The sequence below is a fragment of the Carboxydocella sporoproducens DSM 16521 genome (assembly GCF_900167165.1).
Taxonomy (GTDB): Bacteria; Bacillota.
Map to the genome: position 1 here is coordinate 1 of NZ_FUXM01000048.1, position 16,392 is coordinate 16,392.

Sequence of the window (16,392 nt, forward strand, 5' to 3'; positions counted from 1 at the left end):
CAGCCGTAAACGAACTAAATCTCCAATTGTTTGTATTTCTGTCCACTCAAATAGCTTAATTTGTGGTATAATAGCCATAACAGGCATCCCTCCCTGGGTAGGATTTTTGTCTTTTCAACTTCAATTTTACCACAGGTGGATGCCTGTTGCTTATTTTTTACAACATTTGAGGCTGGGGTGAATTTTTCCCTCAGCCTCTTGTTTTGCGCTAAAAACCCTTTTCTATACACCTTTTTCTGGGGTAAATTTATTTTTGACCTTTCGCTAATCCCTTGGATTGTCAGGATTTTCTGACAACGCAATTAGCTCTCCAGTAAACACAGCCCCTGGGGGGGCGCCGTGGGCCCGGCCTGGTTACGGTCCCGGCTGGCAATGATTTGGGTAATAACCTCCGGGTCCAGTTTTCCTTTGCCAATTTCCACCAGAGTGCCAGCAATGATGCGTACCATATTGTACAGAAAACCATTGCCGTTAATGGTGATAGTGAGTAAAGGACCATCCTGAGCCACTGCTACTTGATTAATCGTCCTAATCGTTGTCTTGCTGGTAGCTCCTGCTGCCCGAAAAGCGGCAAAATCATGGGTGCCGAGCAAAAGGCGAGCTGCCTCAGCCATCGCCTGGCTATCCAGCAAAACAGGAACATACCAGCTATAACGATGCCAGAAAGCTGAAGGTATCCGACTATTATAGATGGTATAACGGTAGGTTTTGTTTTTGGCCCAGAACTGGGCATGAAAAGCCGGTTCCACTTCCTCTGCCTGCTTGATAACAATATCAGGCGGCAACCCGCCAGAATTAAGAGCCAGAGGCACTTTATCCACGGGTATCGGCCAGCTGGTATGGAAGTTAACCACCTGGCCCCGGGCATGGACACCGGCATCAGTTCGGCTGGCGCCAATTACCGTGATGGCTTCACCAGTCCAGCGCTGTAATACTCTTTCCAGCTCACCCTGAATAGTAGGTAGCCCCACTGTTGCCTGACTTTGAAAGCCATGATAATTAGTGCCATCATATTCCAAGATCAATTTGAGGTTGCGCATAATTTAGCCCCTCAATTCATCAAAACAAGAAGTCAGGAGAGCAGCTGCCAGCGGCTGTTACCCATCCTGACCCTTGCTAACATACTTAGACCAGCTCGAGTATTACAACCTCAGCAGCATCACCGCGGCGATTGCCAACTTTTACAATGCGGGTATAGCCGCCCTGGCGCTCGGCATATTTGGGTCCAATTTCATCAAACAGCTTTTTTACTACGGTTTCATCCAGGATATATGCCAAAGCCTGACGGCGGGCTGCCAGGTCTCCCCGCTTGGCCAGGGTAACCATTTTTTCGGCAATGCTCCGTACTTCCTTGGCCTTAGGAGCAGTAGTCTCGATGCGCTCTTCCTTAAACAAGGAGGTTACCATGTTCCGTAACAGAGCACGCCGGTGGCCACTGTTCCGACCCAGCTTTCTGTATGCCATTTAAGTTTCCCTCCTCAGTCTACTCTTCGGATTTCTTCAAGGACAGGCCCAGTTCTTGCAACTTGTTAATGACCTCTTCCAAGGACTTTTTGCCCAGGTTGCGTACCTTCATCATATCTTCTTCGGTCCGGTTTACCAGTTCTTCAACGGTATTGATACCGGCCCGCTTCAGACAGTTATAGGAACGCACCGAAAGGTCCAGTTCCTCGATAGTCATTTCCAGAATCCGATCCTTGGCTTCTTCTTCCTTCTCGACCATGATCTTGACATCACCAATGGCATCAGTCAGACCAACGAAAAGGGAAAGATGCTCGGACAGAATTTTAGCGGCCCAGCTGAGGGCAGCATCGGGACGAATACTGCCATCAGTCCAAATTTCCATGGTCAGCTTATCATAGTCAGTAATCTGTCCGACCCGGGTGTTTTCAATCGCATATTTCACCCGCCGTACGGGAGTAAAGGCTGAGTCAACGGGAATAACCCCAATTTCATGGTCCGGCTTTTTGTTGCGGTCTGCAGAAACATAACCGCGGCCTTTAGCCACAGTGATTTCCATATAGATACGACCGTGATCTAAGGTAGCTATATGCAGATCGGGATTCAAAATCTCCACATCTGCATCAGCTTTGATGTCTCCGGCCTTGACTTCGCCCTCTCCTTCAGCTTCAAGGATCAGAACCTTTTCCTCATCGGTATGCATTTTTAAACTGAGGCCTTTTAAGTTGAGGATGATATCAGTAACATCCTCAACTACACCGGGAATAGTTGAAAACTCGTGCAGTACCCCTTCAATCCGGACCGAGGTTACCGCCGCCCCCGGTAAGGAAGACAACAGCACCCGCCGCAGGGAGTTGCCCAGGGTTACGCCATAACCCCGCTCCAGCGGCTCGACAACGAATTTGCCATAGGTGTTGTCCTCAGCCAGTTCCACACATTCAATGGTGGGTTTTTCGATTTCCAGCATCCTATTTGTACCCTCCTTCTCGAGAATTCAGACCACCAGAGGGTTAGAACCAACCATTATCTGGAGTACAACTCGACGATCAGGTGCTCTTGAACAGGTACGTCGATGTCTTCTCGAGCAGGAAGAGCAACCACTTTACCGCTTAAAGTATTGAGATCCCGCTCCAGCCATGCCGGTACACCCCGGTTAGGAGCCAGCTCGATTAATTCCTTGAACCGCGGGGACTCTGTACTCTTTTCATTGATGGCAATCACATCCCCGACTTTTACCTGGAAGGAGGGGATGTTTACCCGACGACCGTTAACAGTGAAATGTCCATGCCGTACCAACTGCCGGGCTTCGTTCCGGGAGGAAGCAAAACCCAGACGATAGACTACGTTGTCCAGGCGCCGCTCCAGCAGCCGCAGCAGGTTTTCACCGGTAATGCCAGGCATCCGGTCTGCCTTTTCGAAATAGTTGCGGAACTGGGTTTCCAGCAAACCATAAATCCGCTTGGCCCGCTGCTTTTCCCGCAACTGCACACCGTATTCAGACAACTTTTTCCGAGCCTGACCATGCTGACCAGGGGCATAGCTCCGGCGGTCAATTGCACACTTACCAGTATAGCAGCGTTCGCCTTTCAGGTAGAGCTTGATACCTTCCCGACGGCACAGACGACAGCTGGGACCAGTATATCTTGCCATGTTTCAACAGCACCTCCTAAACACGACGCCGCTTGGGCGGGCGGCAACCGTTGTGGGGAATGGGAGTTACATCCTTAATCAGGCTAACTTCCAGACCAGCAGCTTGCAGTGCCCGAATCGCTGCTTCCCGACCGGCTCCCGGTCCTTTAACATAAACTTCGATTTCCTTCATGCCATGTTCGATCGCTTCCCGGGCGGCATTTTCCGCAGCCAGCTGAGCGGCAAAGGGTGTGCTCTTGCGGGAGCCCTTAAAGCCACTGGTTCCGGCAGAAGCCCAGGAAATAGTGTTACCTTGCCGGTCTGTAATGGTAACGATGGTGTTATTGAAGGTAGACTGGATGTGGGCTACGCCCTTGTCTACATTTTTCCGTTCCCGCTTCTTGGTTCTTTGCGGTCTCCGAGCCATGCTTAAATTCCCCCCTTATTACTTCTTCTTGCCGGCTACCGTCTTCCGCGGACCTTTGCGGGTCCGGGCATTGGTCTTAGTCCGCTGACCACGGACAGGCAGCCCACGACGATGACGAATGCCCCGATAGCAGCCAATTTCAATCAGACGCTTGATGTTAAGAGCGATTTCCCGCCGCAGATCACCCTCAACTTTATAGTTCTTATCAATAACTTCCCGCAGACGAGCAACTTCATCTTCAGTCAGATCCCGCACCCTTGTGTCGGGGTTAATTCCGGTTTCGGCCAGAATCTTCTTGGAAGTGGGAAGACCAATACCAAAAATATAGGTCAGAGCCACTTCTACCCGCTTTTCCCGGGGCAGGTCTACACCAGCAATACGGGCCATAGTTCGCTACACCTCCTATGTCCTTAACCTTGCTTCTGTTTGTGTTTGGGATTTTCGCATATCACCATAACAGCGCCCTTGCGCTTGATAATTTTACATTTTTCGCAGATAGGTTTTACAGATGGTCTAACCTTCACGGCAATTCCTCCTTTTGTCCCGGGTTACTTATACCGATATACAATCCGGCCTCTGGTCAGGTCATAAGGAGATAATTCCACAGTGACCCGGTCCCCGGGCAGGATCCGGATGAAATTCATACGGATTTTGCCGGACACATGGGCCAGCACCCGGTGTCCATTATCCAGTTCCACGGTAAACATGGCATTAGGTAGGGGCTCAATTACAGTGCCCTCTACCTCGATGACATCTGATTTGGCCATAGGTCTTTACCCTCCTTGTGTCCCACAAATCATTGCTCAGGTATTGCTCCCAGGTCCTTCAAAGCCTTGCGGACTTCATGGTTGAAGATGCGCACGCCGGCCAGCTTTTTTCTGGCAATCTCCTCGGCAATAGCAGGCATGGCTTTCAAGTGTTTAATATTCTTTTTCTTTGGAGATTCCACTTTGCGCAGATCCCCATCTACCACCGCCACCATGGTATCAGACAGATAATCCCATACCAGGAAGGGGCGGCCTTGATCCCGGCCAGCCCTGGAGTAAACCAGCTGACCGATTTGCAATTCCTTCTCAGCCATGGATTGCACCTCCATGCCACAAGGCACCTAAACCTTAGTCAATATTTCCGGGCCATCGGCTGTGATGGCGATGGTGTGTTCGAAATGAGCCGACAGCGAACCATCCAGGGTCACCACTGTCCACCCATCCGCCAGTGTCTTGACATGATACTCACCCATATTGACCATCGGCTCAATCGCGAGAGTCATCCCTGGCAGCAACCTGTGGCCTCGCCCTGGCGGACCGAAATTGGGCACCTGGGGTTCTTCATGCATTGCAGTACCTATGCCATGGCCAACATAGTCCCGAACCACGGAAAATCCGTGGCTTTCTACATATTTTTGTACTGCGTGGGAAATATCTGAAATCCGGTTGCCGACTTTCGCCTGACTGATGCCCTGGTAGAGGGATTCTTCTGTAACTGCCAGCAGCCGCCTGGCATCAGCAGAAATGTCACCTACCGGAAAAGTCCTGGCACTGTCACCATAAAATCCATTAAGTACCGCACCCACATCAATACTAATAATATCACCATTTTCCAGTTTTCTTAAACCGGGAATGCCGTGGACAACTTCTTCATTGACTGAAGCGCAGATTGTGGCCGGATAGCCGTGATAACCTTTGAAAGCGGGTACTGCCCCCAGCTTTCGGATCACATTTTCAGCTATCCGGTCCAATTCCGCCGTGGTTATGCCCGGGCGAACTGCCTGTTCCAGCTCTGCCAGAGTTATAGCCACCACCCGACCGACTTCCCGCATCAATTGTAGTTCCTTCTCGGTTTTAAAGTGAATGGCCAACCCGTTCCCTCCTGTTCAGGACGACAGCCCACCGGCCATTACCCCCGCATGAATCCCTGGTAATGGCGCATCAGCATCTGCGCTTCCATTTGCTTCATAGTATCAAGGGCTACCCCGATCACGATAAGCAGGGCCGTACCTCCGAAATAGACGTTCTGGATTTTGGTTATTGCCATCATGAAGTTAGGCAGGATGGAAATCAAGGCCAGGAATACCCCACCTGCTAATGCCAGTCTCATCATAATCCGATTGAGAAACTCTGCGGTGGGACGGCCTGGTCGAATTCCCGGAATAAAGCCGCCATACTTCTTCATGTTGTCCGCTACATCTACCGGGTTAAAGGTAATGGCCGTATAGAAAAATGTAAATGCGATGATTAGTAGAGCAAAGAAGATCGTATTCAAAAAGCTGCCCCAGCCAAACCACTGGATAAACCACTGGGCAAAACGGTTAGTAGGGAAATACTGGGCAATCTGTACCGGGAACATCAGCAAAGAAGAGGCGAAAATCACCGGAATAACGCCAGCCTGATTAACCTTAATGGGAATATGGGTACTCTGCCCACCATAAACTTTCCGGCCAACCACCCGTTTGGCATACTGTACCGGGACCCGCCGCTGTCCTTCTTGAATGAATACAATCCCGGCGATTACCAGTGCACCGATTACGACTAGAAGCAGCACATTCAAAACATTGATACTGCCTGCTGCCAGCAATTTTTGAATATTGGCAAGAGCAGAAGGAATGCGGGAAACAATCCCTGCGAAAATAAGCAGGGAAATACCATTGCCAATGCCCTTTTCCGTGATCTGTTCACCCAGCCACATCAAAAAGGCTGTACCGGCTGTCAGACTGGTAACAAAGACGATATAGGTTACAATCCCTTTATTGGGAATAGCTGCACCCAGCCCGAAATAGATACCAGTTGCCTGGATAAAAGCCAGCACAACCGTCAGATAGCGGGTGAATTCAACTATGCGCTTCCGCCCCTCAATACCTTCTTTAGCCCATTGCTCCAGAGTGGGAATAACCACTGTCAGCAATTGCATGATAATGGAGGCGTTAATATAGGGGGTGATACTCATAGCAAAGATGGAGAAGTTTTTAAAAGCACCCCCGGAAATCACATCGAAAAAGGCTACAAAGGCCTGGCTTTCCAGCAATTTTCTAATAGCTGCTACATCGATACCTGGCACAGGCACGTGTACACCCAGCCGAAAAACAAACAGCATCATTAAGGTATAAAGCAGCTTTTTCCGCAGCTCACCAATCCGCAGGGCATTGGACAGGGTTGACAGCATCTTAGATCACCTCAGCTTTTCCGCCTGCTGCCTGAATCTTTTCCACAGCAGACTTGCTAAAGCTGTTGACCTTAACTGTCAAAGCCTTTTCCAACTCCCCGTTACCTAGAATTTTGACGCCATCCTTTACGGACTTGATGACCCCGGCTTTGACCAGCAGTTCGGGGGTAACTTCCGTTCCGTTTTCGAAGATATTCAGAGCTGATACATTGATGGCCACGATTTCCTTGCGGAAGCGGGCATTGTTGAAACCACGCTTGGGTATGCGCTGTTGCAGCGGCATTTGACCGCCTTCGAAACCAGGACGCACGCCACCCCCACTCCGGGCCTTTTGCCCTTTGTGGCCGCGGCCGGCAGTCTTACCTAATCCCGATCCGATCCCCCGGCCTTTGCGGACAGGTTCGAACTTAGAGCCAGGAGCCGGTTGCAGCTCATGAAGCTTCATCACTTACACCTCCCTGTCCTATTCGCTAATTTCTTCAACCTTGAGCAGGTGTTGTACTTTTTTCACCATACCCCGAATCTGAGGGGTATCATTATGAATAACAGTCTGTTGCAGCTTTCTGAGTCCCAGGGTCCGCACAGTGACCTTCTGGTCTTCAGCATAGCCAATTGGGCTCTTCACCAGAGTGATTTTCAGTTGAGCCACTGTACTCCCTCCTAACCGAGAATTTCGTCCGGATTTTTGCCCCGCAGTCTGGCTACTTCCTCAACGGTCTTGAGGGCTTTCAGTCCTTCCATGGTAGCCCGTACCACGTTGTTGGGGTTGGAAGTGCCCAGAGACTTGGCCAGGATGTCATGTATGCCGGCCAGTTCCAGAATAGCGCGTACAGCACCTCCGGCAATAACACCGGTACCTTCGGAAGCGGGCTTGAGCAGGACTTTGCCAGCGCCAAACTTCCCGACAACTTCATGGGGAATGGTGGTGCCTTTAAGTGGCACGCGAATCATGTTTTTCTTGGCATCTTCAATTCCTTTGCGAATGGCATCAGGTACTTCCCCGGCTTTGCCGAGACCAGCACCGACATGGCCATTGCCGTCACCAACGACTACCAGGGCGCTAAAGCTGAAACGCCGACCGCCTTTAACAACCTTGGCTACCCGATTTATTGCCACAACCTTTTCGGTCAGTTCCAAGCTGTTGGGATCGATTTTCTCGATCTTGGCCATTACTTTCCCTCCTTACGCAGGTACTTTAGAATTCCAGTCCGGCTTCGCGAGCTGCATCAGCCAGGGCCTTTACCCTGCCATGATATAGATAGCCACCGCGGTCGAAAACAACCTTGGTGATACCTGCTGCTCTGGCCTTCTCAGCCACAGCCTTACCTACTACCCTGGCGGCTTCTACATTACCGCCATATTTTACCTGGCTGCGAATTGCCGGCTCAACGGTAGACGCGGCTACCAGAGTTGTACCGGTCTCATCATTGATGATTTGAGCATAGATATGATTCAAACTGCGGTAAACTGCCAGACGAGGTCTTTCGGCAGTCCCAACTACTTTTTTCCGAACCCGCAGATGTTTTTTGCGCCGAATCTCACGCCGATCTATGCGCTTATACACAGGTAAGTTCACTCCTTTCAGTTCAGGTGTTTAGGCCACCTGCTTACTTCTTCTTACCTTTACCACCGGTTTTACCGACTTTGCGGCGGATAACTTCCCCTTCATACTTAACACCCTTGCCCTTATACGGCTCAGGCTCACGGATGGAGCGAATTACAGCAGCCAGCTGTCCGACTTTTTCCTTATCGATACCGACTACAGAAATCTTGGTAGCTGCCGGAACTTCTATCTCAATCCCTGGTTCGGGTTCGATTTCAACCGGATGACTAAAGCCAAGGCTCAGCACCAGCTTACGCCCCTGCTTCTGAGCCCGGTAACCAACCCCTACCAGCTCCAGGTTTTTGCTGAAACCTTTGGTAACCCCTTCAACCATATTGGCGATCAGGGTTCTGGTCAGGCCATGCAGAGAGCGATGTTGTTTTTCATCAGAAGGTCTCTCGACGATAATTTGATTATCCACCAGGCTGATTTTCATGTCCTGGTGAAAGGTTTTGGTCAGCTGCCCTTTGGGGCCTTTGACAGTTACGACATTGCCGTCGATTTTGACTTCCACCCCATTGGGAACAGCCACCGGCTGTTTACCGATTCTGGACATGATGACACCTCCTACTTCTTACCATACGTAGCAGATTACTTCGCCGCCCAGTCCTTCTTTGCGAGCTTGCTTATCGGTCATCAAGCCTTTGGAAGTGGAGATAACGGCAATTCCGAGTCCACCGAGAACCCGGGGAATTTCATCTTTCTTGGCATAAACCCGAAGGCCGGGTTTGCTAATTCGCTTGAGGCCGGAGATGACTTTCTCCTTGTTGGCACCATACTTCAGATAGATGCGCAAAACCCCTTGCTTGCCATCTTCAATATATTCATAATCCTTGATGAAGCCTTCGTTTTTCAGAATCTCGGCCAGAGAGGTCTTCATCTTGGATGCAGGTACTTCCACTTTTTCGTGGTAGACCATATTCGCGTTTCTGATCCGGGTCAGAAAATCCGCAATGGGGTCGGTCATTACCATGGTTGAGCTACCTCCTTCCGTTTATCCTACCAGCTGGCTTTTTTCACGCCGGGAATTTCGCCTCGATATGCCAGCTCCCGGAAGCAGATCCGGCAAATGCCGAATTTCCGCATGTAGGCCCGGGGACGGCCACACAGTTTGCAGCGGTTATAACCCTGGACTTTAAATTTGGGCTTCCGCTGTTGTTTGGCAATCATCGATTTCTTAGCCACGTTCTTCCCTCCTTACTTGCTGGCCCGGAAGGGCATGCCCAACAAACGGAGCAGTTCACGGGCTTCTTCATCAGTTTTGGCGCTAGTAACGATGGTTACGTTCATTCCACGCAGTTTATCGACCTTGTCATACTCGATTTCAGGGAAGATCAGCTGTTCCTTCAGGCCCAGGTTATAATTGCCCCGGCCGTCGAAACCTGTAGGAGATACCCCGCGGAAGTCCCTTACCCGGGGCAGGGCTACATGGAACAGTTTGTCCAGGAAATGATACATCCGGTCGCCCCGCAGAGTAACTTTCACACCGATGGGCATGTTTTCCCGCAGCTTAAAGCCGGCGATGGATTTTTTGGCCCGGGTGACGATGGGCTTTTGACCGGTAATCATGGTCAGGTCATTAACAGCAGCCTCAATGGCCTTGGGATTTTGAATGGCTTCTCCCAGACCGATATTGATTACCACTTTTTCCAGTTTAGGAATTTGCATAACGTTTTTATAGCCAAACTTCTGCATCAATGCAGGAGCTACTTCGGCTTGGTATTTCTCTCTGAGTCGTGCCAAGGTTACTACCTCCTTTCCCGGTCAAGTTCTATTCGAGGTTAGTGCCACACTTTTTGCAAACCCGAACTTTTACTCCGTCTTTAATCAGTTTGCCATAACGAACGCCTTTACCACATTTGTCACACCAGAGCATGACATTGGAAGCATGGATGGGAGCTTCCTTGCTGATAATCCCACCCTGGGGATTTGCTTGATTGGGCTTGGTGTGGCGTTTTACAATATTCACACCTTCAACAACAACGCGGTTTTTGTCGGTGATTACCTGCAGCACTTTCCCTTTTTTACCGGCATCCTTCCCGGTAATAACTACTACAGTGTCGCCTTTTTTTACATGTACCCTGGACATTCTGCCACCTCCTTAGAGAACTTCCGGAGCCAGGGAGATGATTTTCATAAAGTCCCGATCCCGCAACTCCCGAGCTACAGGTCCAAAAATCCGGGTTCCCCGGGGGCTTTTGTCTTCCTTGATGATTACAGCGGCATTGTCATCAAACTTAATGTAGGAACCATCAGGACGACGTACTTCTTTATTGGTCCGCACCACAACGGCCTTGACCACATCACCTTTCTTGACCACGCCGCCAGGTGTTGCTTCTTTAACAGAACAGATGATGATATCACCAACCGAGGCATAACGGCGGTTGGAACCACCCATTACCCGGATGCACATCAGTTTCTTGGCCCCAGTATTGTCAGCCACATTCAGGATTGTCTGCACCTGAATCATATCTGGTGACCTCCTTTCCTACAGTTGTTCCTTCCGCTCCAGGATCTCGACAACCCGCCAGCGCTTATCCTTGCTCAGCGGCCGGGTTTCCATTATTTTGACTCTGTCGCCAATGCGGCAGGCGTTTTCTTCATCATGGGCCTTGAATTTCTTGGTCTGCTTAACAGTCTTACCGTACAACGGATGACGGAACATGGATTCAACAGCTACTACTACGGTTTTATCCATTTTGTCACTGACAACAGTCCCGATCCGAACCTTTCTGCTGTTTCTTTCCACAGGCGAAACCTCCTTTCCTTAAGCCTGGGTAGCTTTCAGTTCCCGCTCGCGAAGAATGGTCTTAACACGGGCGATGGTTTTGCGGACTTCCCGGATACGCATGGGATTGTCCAGCTGGCCTGTGGCCAATTGAAAGCGCAGCTTAAAGAGTTCATCTTTCAGGTCGCCCAGTTTCTGGGTCAACTCTTCATTGCTCAGGTTACGGATTTCGTTAGCTTTCATTTGCTTCACCACCCATTTCTTCGCGTTTTATGAACTTGGTTTTGATGGGAAGCTTGTGGGCAGCCAAACGCATGGCCTCCCGGGCAGTTTCCTCAGGAACGCCAGAGAGCTCAAACAGGATGCGACCGGGTTTTACGACTGCTACCCAGTACTCCGGTGAACCCTTACCGCTACCCATCCGAGTTTCAGCAGGCTTGGCGGTTATGGGCTTGTCAGGGAAAACTTTGATCCATACTTTACCGCCCCGGCGGATATAACGAGTCATAGCAACCCGGGCCGCTTCAATTTGCCGGCTGGTGATCCAGGCGGGCTCTAAAGCCTGTAACCCATACTGACCATATGCCAGCTCGGTACCGCCTTTAGCACGGCCTTTCATCCGGCCCCGGTGTACTCTTCTCCATTTTACTCTTTTTGGTACCAGCATTACTGCTCCCCTCCTTCAGCAGCCTCAGCAACAGCTACTGCCGGCTTGGCTTCAGGCAGAACTTCGCCTTTGTAAATCCAAACTTTGACACCGATTTTGCCATAAGTGGTGTTGGCTTCTGCAAAGCCATAATCGATGTCAGCCCGGAGAGTATGCAAGGGAACTTTCCCTTCGTTATACCATTCAGTCCGGGCAATTTCAGCACCTGCCAGACGACCAGAGCAAGCGATTTTAATACCGCCAGCACCCAGACGCAGCGCCCGGCTTACAGCTTGTTTCATTGCCCGACGGAAAGCAACCCGCTTTTCCAGCTGAGCGGCAACATTTTCTGCAACCAGTTGTGCATCCAGCTCCGGCACTTTGATTTCCTGCACATTTACATTGACCCGCTTACCAGTCATTTTTTCCAGGTCCTTGCGCAGGTTTTCAATTTCAGCACCGCCACGACCGATAACAATCCCCGGCTTGGCTGTGTGAATGGTAACCTTGACCCTGTTGGCACTGCGCTCAATTTCGACCTTGGAGACACCAGCACCATAGAGCCGATTCTTTACATAACGACGCAGTTTAACATCTTCCACCAGCAGTTTATCGAAATCCCGGGTTGCAAACCACTTGGCATCCCAGTCTTTAATGATCCCGATCCGCAGTCCTTTGGGATGTACCTTCTGACCCACCGTTATCCCTCCTTCTTCTCGCTGACCACCACGGTTATATGGCTAGTACGCTTCCGAATCAGATCGGCCCGACCCATAGCCCGCGGATTATACCGTTTCAAGGTTGGTCCCTGGTCAACGAAGATTTTGCTTATATAAAGGGATTGAGTGTCCATTTCATAGTTGTGTTCAGCATTAGCCACAGCAGATTTCAATACCTTTAGCACTTCCCGTGCAGCAGCTTTGGGCATGAATCGCAAGATAGCAAAAGCTTCTTGCACATCCTTGCCCCGCACAACATTAATAACCTGCCGAACTTTACGGGGCGAAATGCGTACATACTTCGCCACGGCTTTGGCTTCCATGGAATTACCCCCTCTCGTCCGTTATTTCCTGGAAGTTGTCTTTTCCCCGGCGTGCCCTTTGAAGGTCCGGGTAGGAGCAAACTCACCCAGCTTGTGTCCGACCATTTCTTCAGTAATATACACAGGCACGTGCTTTCTGCCATCATGCACAGCAATAGTATGCCCAACCATTTCCGGGAAAATGGTGGAACGACGGGACCAGGTCTTAATGACCCGCTTTTCCCCTTTTTCATTTAAAGCCCGCACTTTTTTCAGCAGGTGCTCATCACAAAACGGTCCTTTTTTCAGGCTTCTGCCCATCTTCGCATCTGCCTCCCTTCACGCTGTCTTTCGCAGGTTATTTATTGCGACGGCGCACAATAAACTTATCAGTAGGATGGTTCTTCTTCCGGGTTTTAGCACCCAGAGCCGGTTTACCCCAGGGTGTAACCGGGTTACGCCCGATAGGTGAACGACCTTCACCACCACCATGCGGGTGATCGACAGGGTTCATTACCACACCGCGGACGGTAGGTCTGATACCCAGCCAGCGAGCCCGACCAGCTTTACCGATAGTAATGTTTTCATGATCCAGGTTGCCTACCTGACCGATGGTAGCCCGGCACTCGGCCAGTACTTTCCGCAATTCACCGGAAGGCATGCGCAGCAAGGCATACTTGCCTTCCTTGGCCATCAGCTGAGCATAGGAACCAGCAGAACGTGCCAGCTGGCCACCACGGCCCGGCTTGAGCTCGATATTGTGGACAGTGGTACCTACCGGAATATTGCGCAACGGCAGAGCATTGCCCACTTTAATATCCGCTTCCGGCCCGGAGTAAATGACATCGCCAACTTTCAGACCAACAGGGGCGATGATATAGCGTTTTTCCCCGTCAGCATAGTTGATCAGGGCAATGCGAGCACTCCGGTTCGGATCGTACTCGATAGTAGCAACGCGGCCAGGAATGCCATCTTTGTTGCGTTTGAAATCAATGATCCGGTACATCCGCTTATGTCCGCCACCTTGATGGCGCACAGTCAACCGACCCTGATTGTTGCGGCCAGCCTTTTTCTTGAGAGGCTCCAGCAGGGATTTTTCCGGCTTATCAGTAGTAATCTCCTCAAAAGTGGAGACAGTTACAAAGCGGCGGCCCGGAGAGGTGGGTTTAAAGGACTTGATCGCCATTATGGTTCCCTCCCTTTCCTTGCGTCTTACACACCTTCGAACAATTCGATCTTGTGGCCTTCAGCCAGTTTAACTATCGCCTTTTTCTTGTCAGGGGTCTTGCCAACAGTACGGCCTACCCGCTTGGTTTTACCCTTGATGTTCATGGTCCAGACATCTACAACTTTTACACCAAAGGCTTTTTCCACAGCATGCTTGATTTCGACTTTGTTAGCTGCAGGATTGACCAGAAAAGTATATTTATTTTCGGCCAGCAAAGCCATGGACTTTTCCGATACTACGGGGCGAATCAGCACATCTTGATAGCTCCGCATTAGGCTAGCACCTCCTCGACCCGAGCCACTGCATCTTTGGTGATAACCAGACTGCCGTGTTTGAGCAGGTCATATACATTAATGCCAGAGGCAGTTACCGGTTTTACCCCAGGAATGTTGCGAGCAGATTTGAAGACGTTCTCATCCAGCTGAGCAGTTACCACCAGAGCATTTTGGGCTTTCAGGTTGTTCAGGACTTTCACCATTTCCTTGGTCTTAGGAGCCTCAAAGCTCAGATTGTCCAGTACAAAAATCTCATTAGCCAGAACCTTGGCGGAAAGCGCAGACTTCAGTGCCAGTCTTCTTACCTTCTTGGGCAACTTAAAGCCATACTTGCGCGGCTTGGGACCAAACACGATACCGCCCCCACGCCAGATAGGAGAACGAATGCTCCCGTGACGAGCCCGACCGGTACCTTTTTGCCGCCAGGGCTTCTTGCCACCGCCAGCGACCTCAGCCCTGGTCTTAGTGGAATGGGTGCCAGCCCGTTCAGCGGCCAGCTGAGCCACCACTGCTTGATGCAGCACATGCTTGTTGGGCTCAATGCCGAAGATCTCATCTTTCAGCTCAATTTCGCCCACCTGTTCACCGTTGATATTGTACAGTGCCACTTTAGGCATCACTTTTTCCTCCTTTCCTGCCGTTTATCTTTAAGCTTTGACGCTAGGTTTGATGATCAGCAGGCTGTTTTTGTTGCCGGGTACACTGCCTTTAATAACCAGCAGGTTGCGTTCCCGGTCAACTTTTACCACTTGCAGGTTTTGTACAGTAACCCTTTCTCCACCCATACGCCCCGGCAGAGGACGGCCTTTAAATACCCGAGCCGGGCCTTTAGCACCCAGAGAACCGACGCGACGGTGGTACTTAGAACCGTGAGCCATTGGGCCGCGGGCAAAACCGTGCCGTTTGATGGCACCGGCAAAACCTTTACCCTTGGAAATACCGGTTACATCCACTGCTTCTCCTTCAGCAAAAATATCAGCGAAAATTTCCTGACCTACCTGATATTCATCGACATTATCTACGCGGAATTCGCGAACGTAGCGCTTGGGCTGAACCCCCGCCTTGGCAAAATGCCCTTTCAGAGGCTTGTTCACCCGGGTTTCCTTCACATCACCAAAAGCAACCTGGATGGCATTGTAACCATCGGTTTCTACGGTTTTCTTTTGTACTACGACGCACGGGCCAGCCTCAATCACAGTTACGGGGATCAATTTGCCATCTTCAGTGAAAAGCTGAGTCATCCCCACTTTTCTACCCAAGATACCTTTCGCCATTTTTGCCACCTCCTATGCATTTCTCAGAACACGCCCCCAGGCGTGCCGTAATGTGTTTACAGTTTAATTTCAATATCAACGCCCGCAGGCAGATCCAGTCGCATCAAAGCATCGACTGTTTTGGGACCGGGTTCTACGATATCAATCAGCCGCTTGTGGGTCCGCATTTCAAATTGCTCCCGACTGTCCTTGTTGACATGCGGAGACCGCAAGATGGTGTAGATGGCTTTTTCCGTAGGCAACGGAATCGGCCCAGCTACCTTGGCCCCTGTCCGTTTGGCTGTTTCCACGATTTTAGCCGCAGACTGGTCCAAAATCTTGTGGTCATAGGCCTTCAAACGGATTCTGATTTTCTGTTTGCTCATTGATTTACCCCTCCTTTTTTCGCCCGATCGTTGCGGACATTCTCAGTGAAAATTCCCCTTGACGGGTAGGTGGCCCGACAAGGCAACCTTTCACCTCATCGCCTGTCGATTTGCCAACAATTATATATTATATTGATTTTACCCCAGAAATACAAGGGGTTTGCGAAAATTTTTATAGAGAAACAGATACTGCAGACTTTTTTGCCTGCAGTACCTGTCCCCAAAAGTATAACTTTAAGATTATTCGTTGATAGCTGATACCACGCCAGCGCCTACAGTCCGGCCACCTTCGCGGATAGCGAAGCGCAGACCTTCTTCAATAGCGATGGGGGTGATCAGTTCTACTTCGATCTTAACGTTGTCACCAGGCATAACCATTTCTACACCTTCGGGCAGCTTGATTACACCGGTAACGTCAGTGGTCCGGAAGTAGAACTGGGGCCGGTAACCGTTGAAGAAAGGAGTATGACGGCCACCTTCTTCTTTGGTCAGCACGTATACTTCAGCGAAGAACTTGGTGTGGGGCTTGATGGAACCAGGCTTGGCCAGAACCTGACCGCGCTCGATTTCCTTCCG

33 protein-coding genes are annotated in these 16,392 nt (G+C 50.5%); all 33 read right to left on the bottom strand.

What is annotated here, in order from left to right:
- Positions 1–302: 302 nt before the first annotated feature.
- Positions 303–1,040, bottom strand: a complete 738-nt coding sequence (gene truA, locus B5D20_RS12235; protein ID WP_078666503.1) for a tRNA pseudouridine(38-40) synthase TruA — start codon at positions 1,038–1,040, stop codon at positions 303–305.
- Between the two features lie 85 nt (positions 1,041–1,125).
- Positions 1,126–1,464: a 50S ribosomal protein L17 gene (gene rplQ, locus B5D20_RS12240; RefSeq protein WP_078666504.1), complete on the bottom strand. Its 339-nt coding sequence runs from the start codon at positions 1,462–1,464 to the stop codon at positions 1,126–1,128.
- Positions 1,465–1,483: 19 nt separating this feature from the next.
- Positions 1,484–2,428, bottom strand: coding sequence for a DNA-directed RNA polymerase subunit alpha (locus B5D20_RS12245; protein ID WP_078666505.1), 945 nt, complete (start codon positions 2,426–2,428; stop codon positions 1,484–1,486).
- Positions 2,429–2,484: 56 nt separating this feature from the next.
- Positions 2,485–3,111 carry a 30S ribosomal protein S4 gene (rpsD, locus tag B5D20_RS12250; protein WP_078666506.1) on the bottom strand — a complete coding sequence of 209 codons (627 nt, stop codon included), beginning with the start codon at positions 3,109–3,111 and terminating at the stop codon, positions 2,485–2,487.
- Between the two features lie 16 nt (positions 3,112–3,127).
- Entirely contained in the window at positions 3,128–3,517 is a 390-nt protein-coding gene (gene rpsK, locus B5D20_RS12255) for a 30S ribosomal protein S11 (RefSeq protein ID WP_078666507.1), read from the bottom strand.
- A gap of 18 nt (positions 3,518–3,535) precedes the next feature.
- A complete protein-coding gene (rpsM, locus tag B5D20_RS12260; RefSeq protein WP_078666508.1) occupies positions 3,536–3,904 on the bottom strand; it encodes a 30S ribosomal protein S13 in 369 nt (122 codons plus the stop codon).
- Between the two features lie 23 nt (positions 3,905–3,927).
- A complete protein-coding gene (gene rpmJ, locus B5D20_RS12265) occupies positions 3,928–4,041 on the bottom strand; it encodes a 50S ribosomal protein L36 (protein WP_078666509.1) in 114 nt (37 codons plus the stop codon).
- Between the two features lie 24 nt (positions 4,042–4,065).
- Complete coding sequence (gene infA, locus B5D20_RS12270; protein ID WP_078666510.1) at positions 4,066–4,284, bottom strand: translation initiation factor IF-1; 219 nt, start codon at positions 4,282–4,284, stop codon at positions 4,066–4,068.
- A 29-nt stretch (positions 4,285–4,313) separates the two neighbouring features.
- A complete protein-coding gene (locus B5D20_RS12275; RefSeq protein ID WP_078666511.1) occupies positions 4,314–4,598 on the bottom strand; it encodes a KOW domain-containing RNA-binding protein in 285 nt (94 codons plus the stop codon).
- A gap of 27 nt (positions 4,599–4,625) precedes the next feature.
- Positions 4,626–5,375 (bottom strand): type I methionyl aminopeptidase, encoded by a 750-nt coding sequence (gene map / locus B5D20_RS12280; protein WP_278307642.1) that lies wholly within the window; start codon positions 5,373–5,375, stop codon positions 4,626–4,628.
- A 38-nt stretch (positions 5,376–5,413) separates the two neighbouring features.
- Positions 5,414–6,676, bottom strand: coding sequence for a preprotein translocase subunit SecY (gene secY, locus B5D20_RS12285; RefSeq protein ID WP_078666512.1), 1,263 nt, complete (start codon positions 6,674–6,676; stop codon positions 5,414–5,416).
- Position 6,677: 1 nt separating this feature from the next.
- Entirely contained in the window at positions 6,678–7,121 is a 444-nt protein-coding gene (gene rplO / locus B5D20_RS12290) for a 50S ribosomal protein L15 (RefSeq protein WP_078666513.1), read from the bottom strand.
- A gap of 18 nt (positions 7,122–7,139) precedes the next feature.
- The gene (gene rpmD / locus B5D20_RS12295) at positions 7,140–7,325 is read right to left on the bottom strand and encodes a 50S ribosomal protein L30 (RefSeq protein ID WP_078666514.1); all 186 of its coding nucleotides are present in this window, start codon (positions 7,323–7,325) and stop codon (positions 7,140–7,142) included.
- Positions 7,326–7,336: 11 nt separating this feature from the next.
- Positions 7,337–7,837 carry a 30S ribosomal protein S5 gene (rpsE, locus tag B5D20_RS12300; protein WP_278308389.1) on the bottom strand — a complete coding sequence of 167 codons (501 nt, stop codon included), beginning with the start codon at positions 7,835–7,837 and terminating at the stop codon, positions 7,337–7,339.
- A 34-nt stretch (positions 7,838–7,871) separates the two neighbouring features.
- Positions 7,872–8,240: a 50S ribosomal protein L18 gene (gene rplR / locus B5D20_RS12305; protein WP_078666516.1), complete on the bottom strand. Its 369-nt coding sequence runs from the start codon at positions 8,238–8,240 to the stop codon at positions 7,872–7,874.
- Positions 8,241–8,283: 43 nt separating this feature from the next.
- Positions 8,284–8,835: a 50S ribosomal protein L6 gene (rplF, locus tag B5D20_RS12310; RefSeq protein ID WP_078666517.1), complete on the bottom strand. Its 552-nt coding sequence runs from the start codon at positions 8,833–8,835 to the stop codon at positions 8,284–8,286.
- A gap of 18 nt (positions 8,836–8,853) precedes the next feature.
- Positions 8,854–9,252, bottom strand: coding sequence for a 30S ribosomal protein S8 (gene rpsH / locus B5D20_RS12315; protein WP_078666518.1), 399 nt, complete (start codon positions 9,250–9,252; stop codon positions 8,854–8,856).
- Positions 9,253–9,278: 26 nt separating this feature from the next.
- Positions 9,279–9,464, bottom strand: coding sequence for a type Z 30S ribosomal protein S14 (locus B5D20_RS12320; RefSeq protein WP_078666519.1), 186 nt, complete (start codon positions 9,462–9,464; stop codon positions 9,279–9,281).
- A gap of 12 nt (positions 9,465–9,476) precedes the next feature.
- Positions 9,477–10,022, bottom strand: a complete 546-nt coding sequence (rplE, locus tag B5D20_RS12325) for a 50S ribosomal protein L5 (RefSeq protein WP_078666520.1) — start codon at positions 10,020–10,022, stop codon at positions 9,477–9,479.
- A gap of 28 nt (positions 10,023–10,050) precedes the next feature.
- Positions 10,051–10,368: a 50S ribosomal protein L24 gene (rplX, locus tag B5D20_RS12330; protein WP_078666521.1), complete on the bottom strand. Its 318-nt coding sequence runs from the start codon at positions 10,366–10,368 to the stop codon at positions 10,051–10,053.
- A gap of 12 nt (positions 10,369–10,380) precedes the next feature.
- Complete coding sequence (gene rplN, locus B5D20_RS12335) at positions 10,381–10,749, bottom strand: 50S ribosomal protein L14 (RefSeq protein ID WP_078666522.1); 369 nt, start codon at positions 10,747–10,749, stop codon at positions 10,381–10,383.
- Between the two features lie 18 nt (positions 10,750–10,767).
- A complete protein-coding gene (gene rpsQ, locus B5D20_RS12340; protein ID WP_078666523.1) occupies positions 10,768–11,028 on the bottom strand; it encodes a 30S ribosomal protein S17 in 261 nt (86 codons plus the stop codon).
- Between the two features lie 18 nt (positions 11,029–11,046).
- Positions 11,047–11,250 carry a 50S ribosomal protein L29 gene (rpmC, locus tag B5D20_RS12345; protein ID WP_078666524.1) on the bottom strand — a complete coding sequence of 68 codons (204 nt, stop codon included), beginning with the start codon at positions 11,248–11,250 and terminating at the stop codon, positions 11,047–11,049.
- On the bottom strand, positions 11,240–11,674 hold the full coding sequence (gene rplP, locus B5D20_RS12350; protein WP_078666525.1) for a 50S ribosomal protein L16: 435 nt from the start codon (positions 11,672–11,674) through the stop codon (positions 11,240–11,242). The genes rpmC and rplP overlap by 11 nt, the downstream gene beginning before the upstream one ends.
- Positions 11,674–12,351 (bottom strand): 30S ribosomal protein S3, encoded by a 678-nt coding sequence (gene rpsC / locus B5D20_RS12355; RefSeq protein ID WP_078666526.1) that lies wholly within the window; start codon positions 12,349–12,351, stop codon positions 11,674–11,676. The genes rplP and rpsC overlap by 1 nt, the downstream gene beginning before the upstream one ends.
- A 2-nt stretch (positions 12,352–12,353) precedes the next feature.
- Complete coding sequence (gene rplV / locus B5D20_RS12360) at positions 12,354–12,695, bottom strand: 50S ribosomal protein L22 (RefSeq protein WP_078666527.1); 342 nt, start codon at positions 12,693–12,695, stop codon at positions 12,354–12,356.
- 21 nt (positions 12,696–12,716) lie between these two features.
- Positions 12,717–12,995: a 30S ribosomal protein S19 gene (rpsS, locus tag B5D20_RS12365; RefSeq protein ID WP_078666528.1), complete on the bottom strand. Its 279-nt coding sequence runs from the start codon at positions 12,993–12,995 to the stop codon at positions 12,717–12,719.
- A gap of 37 nt (positions 12,996–13,032) precedes the next feature.
- The gene (gene rplB / locus B5D20_RS12370) at positions 13,033–13,860 is read right to left on the bottom strand and encodes a 50S ribosomal protein L2 (RefSeq protein WP_078666529.1); all 828 of its coding nucleotides are present in this window, start codon (positions 13,858–13,860) and stop codon (positions 13,033–13,035) included.
- A gap of 26 nt (positions 13,861–13,886) precedes the next feature.
- Complete coding sequence (rplW, locus tag B5D20_RS12375; protein ID WP_078666530.1) at positions 13,887–14,174, bottom strand: 50S ribosomal protein L23; 288 nt, start codon at positions 14,172–14,174, stop codon at positions 13,887–13,889.
- Positions 14,174–14,794, bottom strand: a complete 621-nt coding sequence (gene rplD / locus B5D20_RS12380; RefSeq protein WP_078666531.1) for a 50S ribosomal protein L4 — start codon at positions 14,792–14,794, stop codon at positions 14,174–14,176. The genes rplW and rplD overlap by 1 nt, the downstream gene beginning before the upstream one ends.
- Positions 14,795–14,824: 30 nt before the next feature.
- Positions 14,825–15,451 (bottom strand): 50S ribosomal protein L3, encoded by a 627-nt coding sequence (gene rplC, locus B5D20_RS12385; RefSeq protein ID WP_078666532.1) that lies wholly within the window; start codon positions 15,449–15,451, stop codon positions 14,825–14,827.
- Between the two features lie 56 nt (positions 15,452–15,507).
- The gene (gene rpsJ / locus B5D20_RS12390) at positions 15,508–15,816 is read right to left on the bottom strand and encodes a 30S ribosomal protein S10 (RefSeq protein ID WP_078666533.1); all 309 of its coding nucleotides are present in this window, start codon (positions 15,814–15,816) and stop codon (positions 15,508–15,510) included.
- 240 nt (positions 15,817–16,056) lie between these two features.
- Positions 16,057–16,392, bottom strand: a 336-nt coding sequence (locus B5D20_RS12395; RefSeq protein ID WP_479722964.1) for an EF-Tu C-terminal domain-related protein, incomplete at its 5' end; no start/stop codon positions are given.

What these genes read in the sequence shown, in the direction of transcription:
- truA (WP_078666503.1), bottom strand. Translation starts at nt 1,040, where the DNA reads ATGCGCAACCTCAAATTGATCTTGGAATATGATGGCACTAATTATCAT.
- rplQ (WP_078666504.1), bottom strand. Translation starts at nt 1,464, where the DNA reads ATGGCATACAGAAAGCTGGGTCGGAACAGTGGCCACCGGCGTGCTCTG.
- B5D20_RS12245 (WP_078666505.1), bottom strand. Translation starts at nt 2,428, where the DNA reads ATGCTGGAAATCGAAAAACCCACCATTGAATGTGTGGAACTGGCTGAG.
- rpsD (WP_078666506.1), bottom strand. Translation starts at nt 3,111, where the DNA reads ATGGCAAGATATACTGGTCCCAGCTGTCGTCTGTGCCGTCGGGAAGGT.
- rpsK (WP_078666507.1), bottom strand. Translation starts at nt 3,517, where the DNA reads ATGGCTCGGAGACCGCAAAGAACCAAGAAGCGGGAACGGAAAAATGTA.
- rpsM (WP_078666508.1), bottom strand. Translation starts at nt 3,904, where the DNA reads ATGGCCCGTATTGCTGGTGTAGACCTGCCCCGGGAAAAGCGGGTAGAA.
- infA (WP_078666510.1), bottom strand. Translation starts at nt 4,284, where the DNA reads ATGGCCAAATCAGATGTCATCGAGGTAGAGGGCACTGTAATTGAGCCC.
- B5D20_RS12275 (WP_078666511.1), bottom strand. Translation starts at nt 4,598, where the DNA reads ATGGCTGAGAAGGAATTGCAAATCGGTCAGCTGGTTTACTCCAGGGCT.
- secY (WP_078666512.1), bottom strand. Translation starts at nt 6,676, where the DNA reads ATGCTGTCAACCCTGTCCAATGCCCTGCGGATTGGTGAGCTGCGGAAA.
- rplO (WP_078666513.1), bottom strand. Translation starts at nt 7,121, where the DNA reads ATGAAGCTTCATGAGCTGCAACCGGCTCCTGGCTCTAAGTTCGAACCT.
- rplF (WP_078666517.1), bottom strand. Translation starts at nt 8,835, where the DNA reads ATGTCCAGAATCGGTAAACAGCCGGTGGCTGTTCCCAATGGGGTGGAA.
- rpsH (WP_078666518.1), bottom strand. Translation starts at nt 9,252, where the DNA reads ATGGTAATGACCGACCCCATTGCGGATTTTCTGACCCGGATCAGAAAC.
- rplX (WP_078666521.1), bottom strand. Translation starts at nt 10,368, where the DNA reads ATGTCCAGGGTACATGTAAAAAAAGGCGACACTGTAGTAGTTATTACC.
- rplN (WP_078666522.1), bottom strand. Translation starts at nt 10,749, where the DNA reads ATGATTCAGGTGCAGACAATCCTGAATGTGGCTGACAATACTGGGGCC.
- rpmC (WP_078666524.1), bottom strand. Translation starts at nt 11,250, where the DNA reads ATGAAAGCTAACGAAATCCGTAACCTGAGCAATGAAGAGTTGACCCAG.
- rplP (WP_078666525.1), bottom strand. Translation starts at nt 11,674, where the DNA reads ATGCTGGTACCAAAAAGAGTAAAATGGAGAAGAGTACACCGGGGCCGG.
- rplV (WP_078666527.1), bottom strand. Translation starts at nt 12,695, where the DNA reads ATGGAAGCCAAAGCCGTGGCGAAGTATGTACGCATTTCGCCCCGTAAA.
- rpsS (WP_078666528.1), bottom strand. Translation starts at nt 12,995, where the DNA reads ATGGGCAGAAGCCTGAAAAAAGGACCGTTTTGTGATGAGCACCTGCTG.
- rplB (WP_078666529.1), bottom strand. Translation starts at nt 13,860, where the DNA reads ATGGCGATCAAGTCCTTTAAACCCACCTCTCCGGGCCGCCGCTTTGTA.
- rplW (WP_078666530.1), bottom strand. Translation starts at nt 14,174, where the DNA reads ATGCGGAGCTATCAAGATGTGCTGATTCGCCCCGTAGTATCGGAAAAG.
- rplD (WP_078666531.1), bottom strand. Translation starts at nt 14,794, where the DNA reads ATGCCTAAAGTGGCACTGTACAATATCAACGGTGAACAGGTGGGCGAA.
- rplC (WP_078666532.1), bottom strand. Translation starts at nt 15,451, where the DNA reads ATGGCGAAAGGTATCTTGGGTAGAAAAGTGGGGATGACTCAGCTTTTC.
- rpsJ (WP_078666533.1), bottom strand. Translation starts at nt 15,816, where the DNA reads ATGAGCAAACAGAAAATCAGAATCCGTTTGAAGGCCTATGACCACAAG.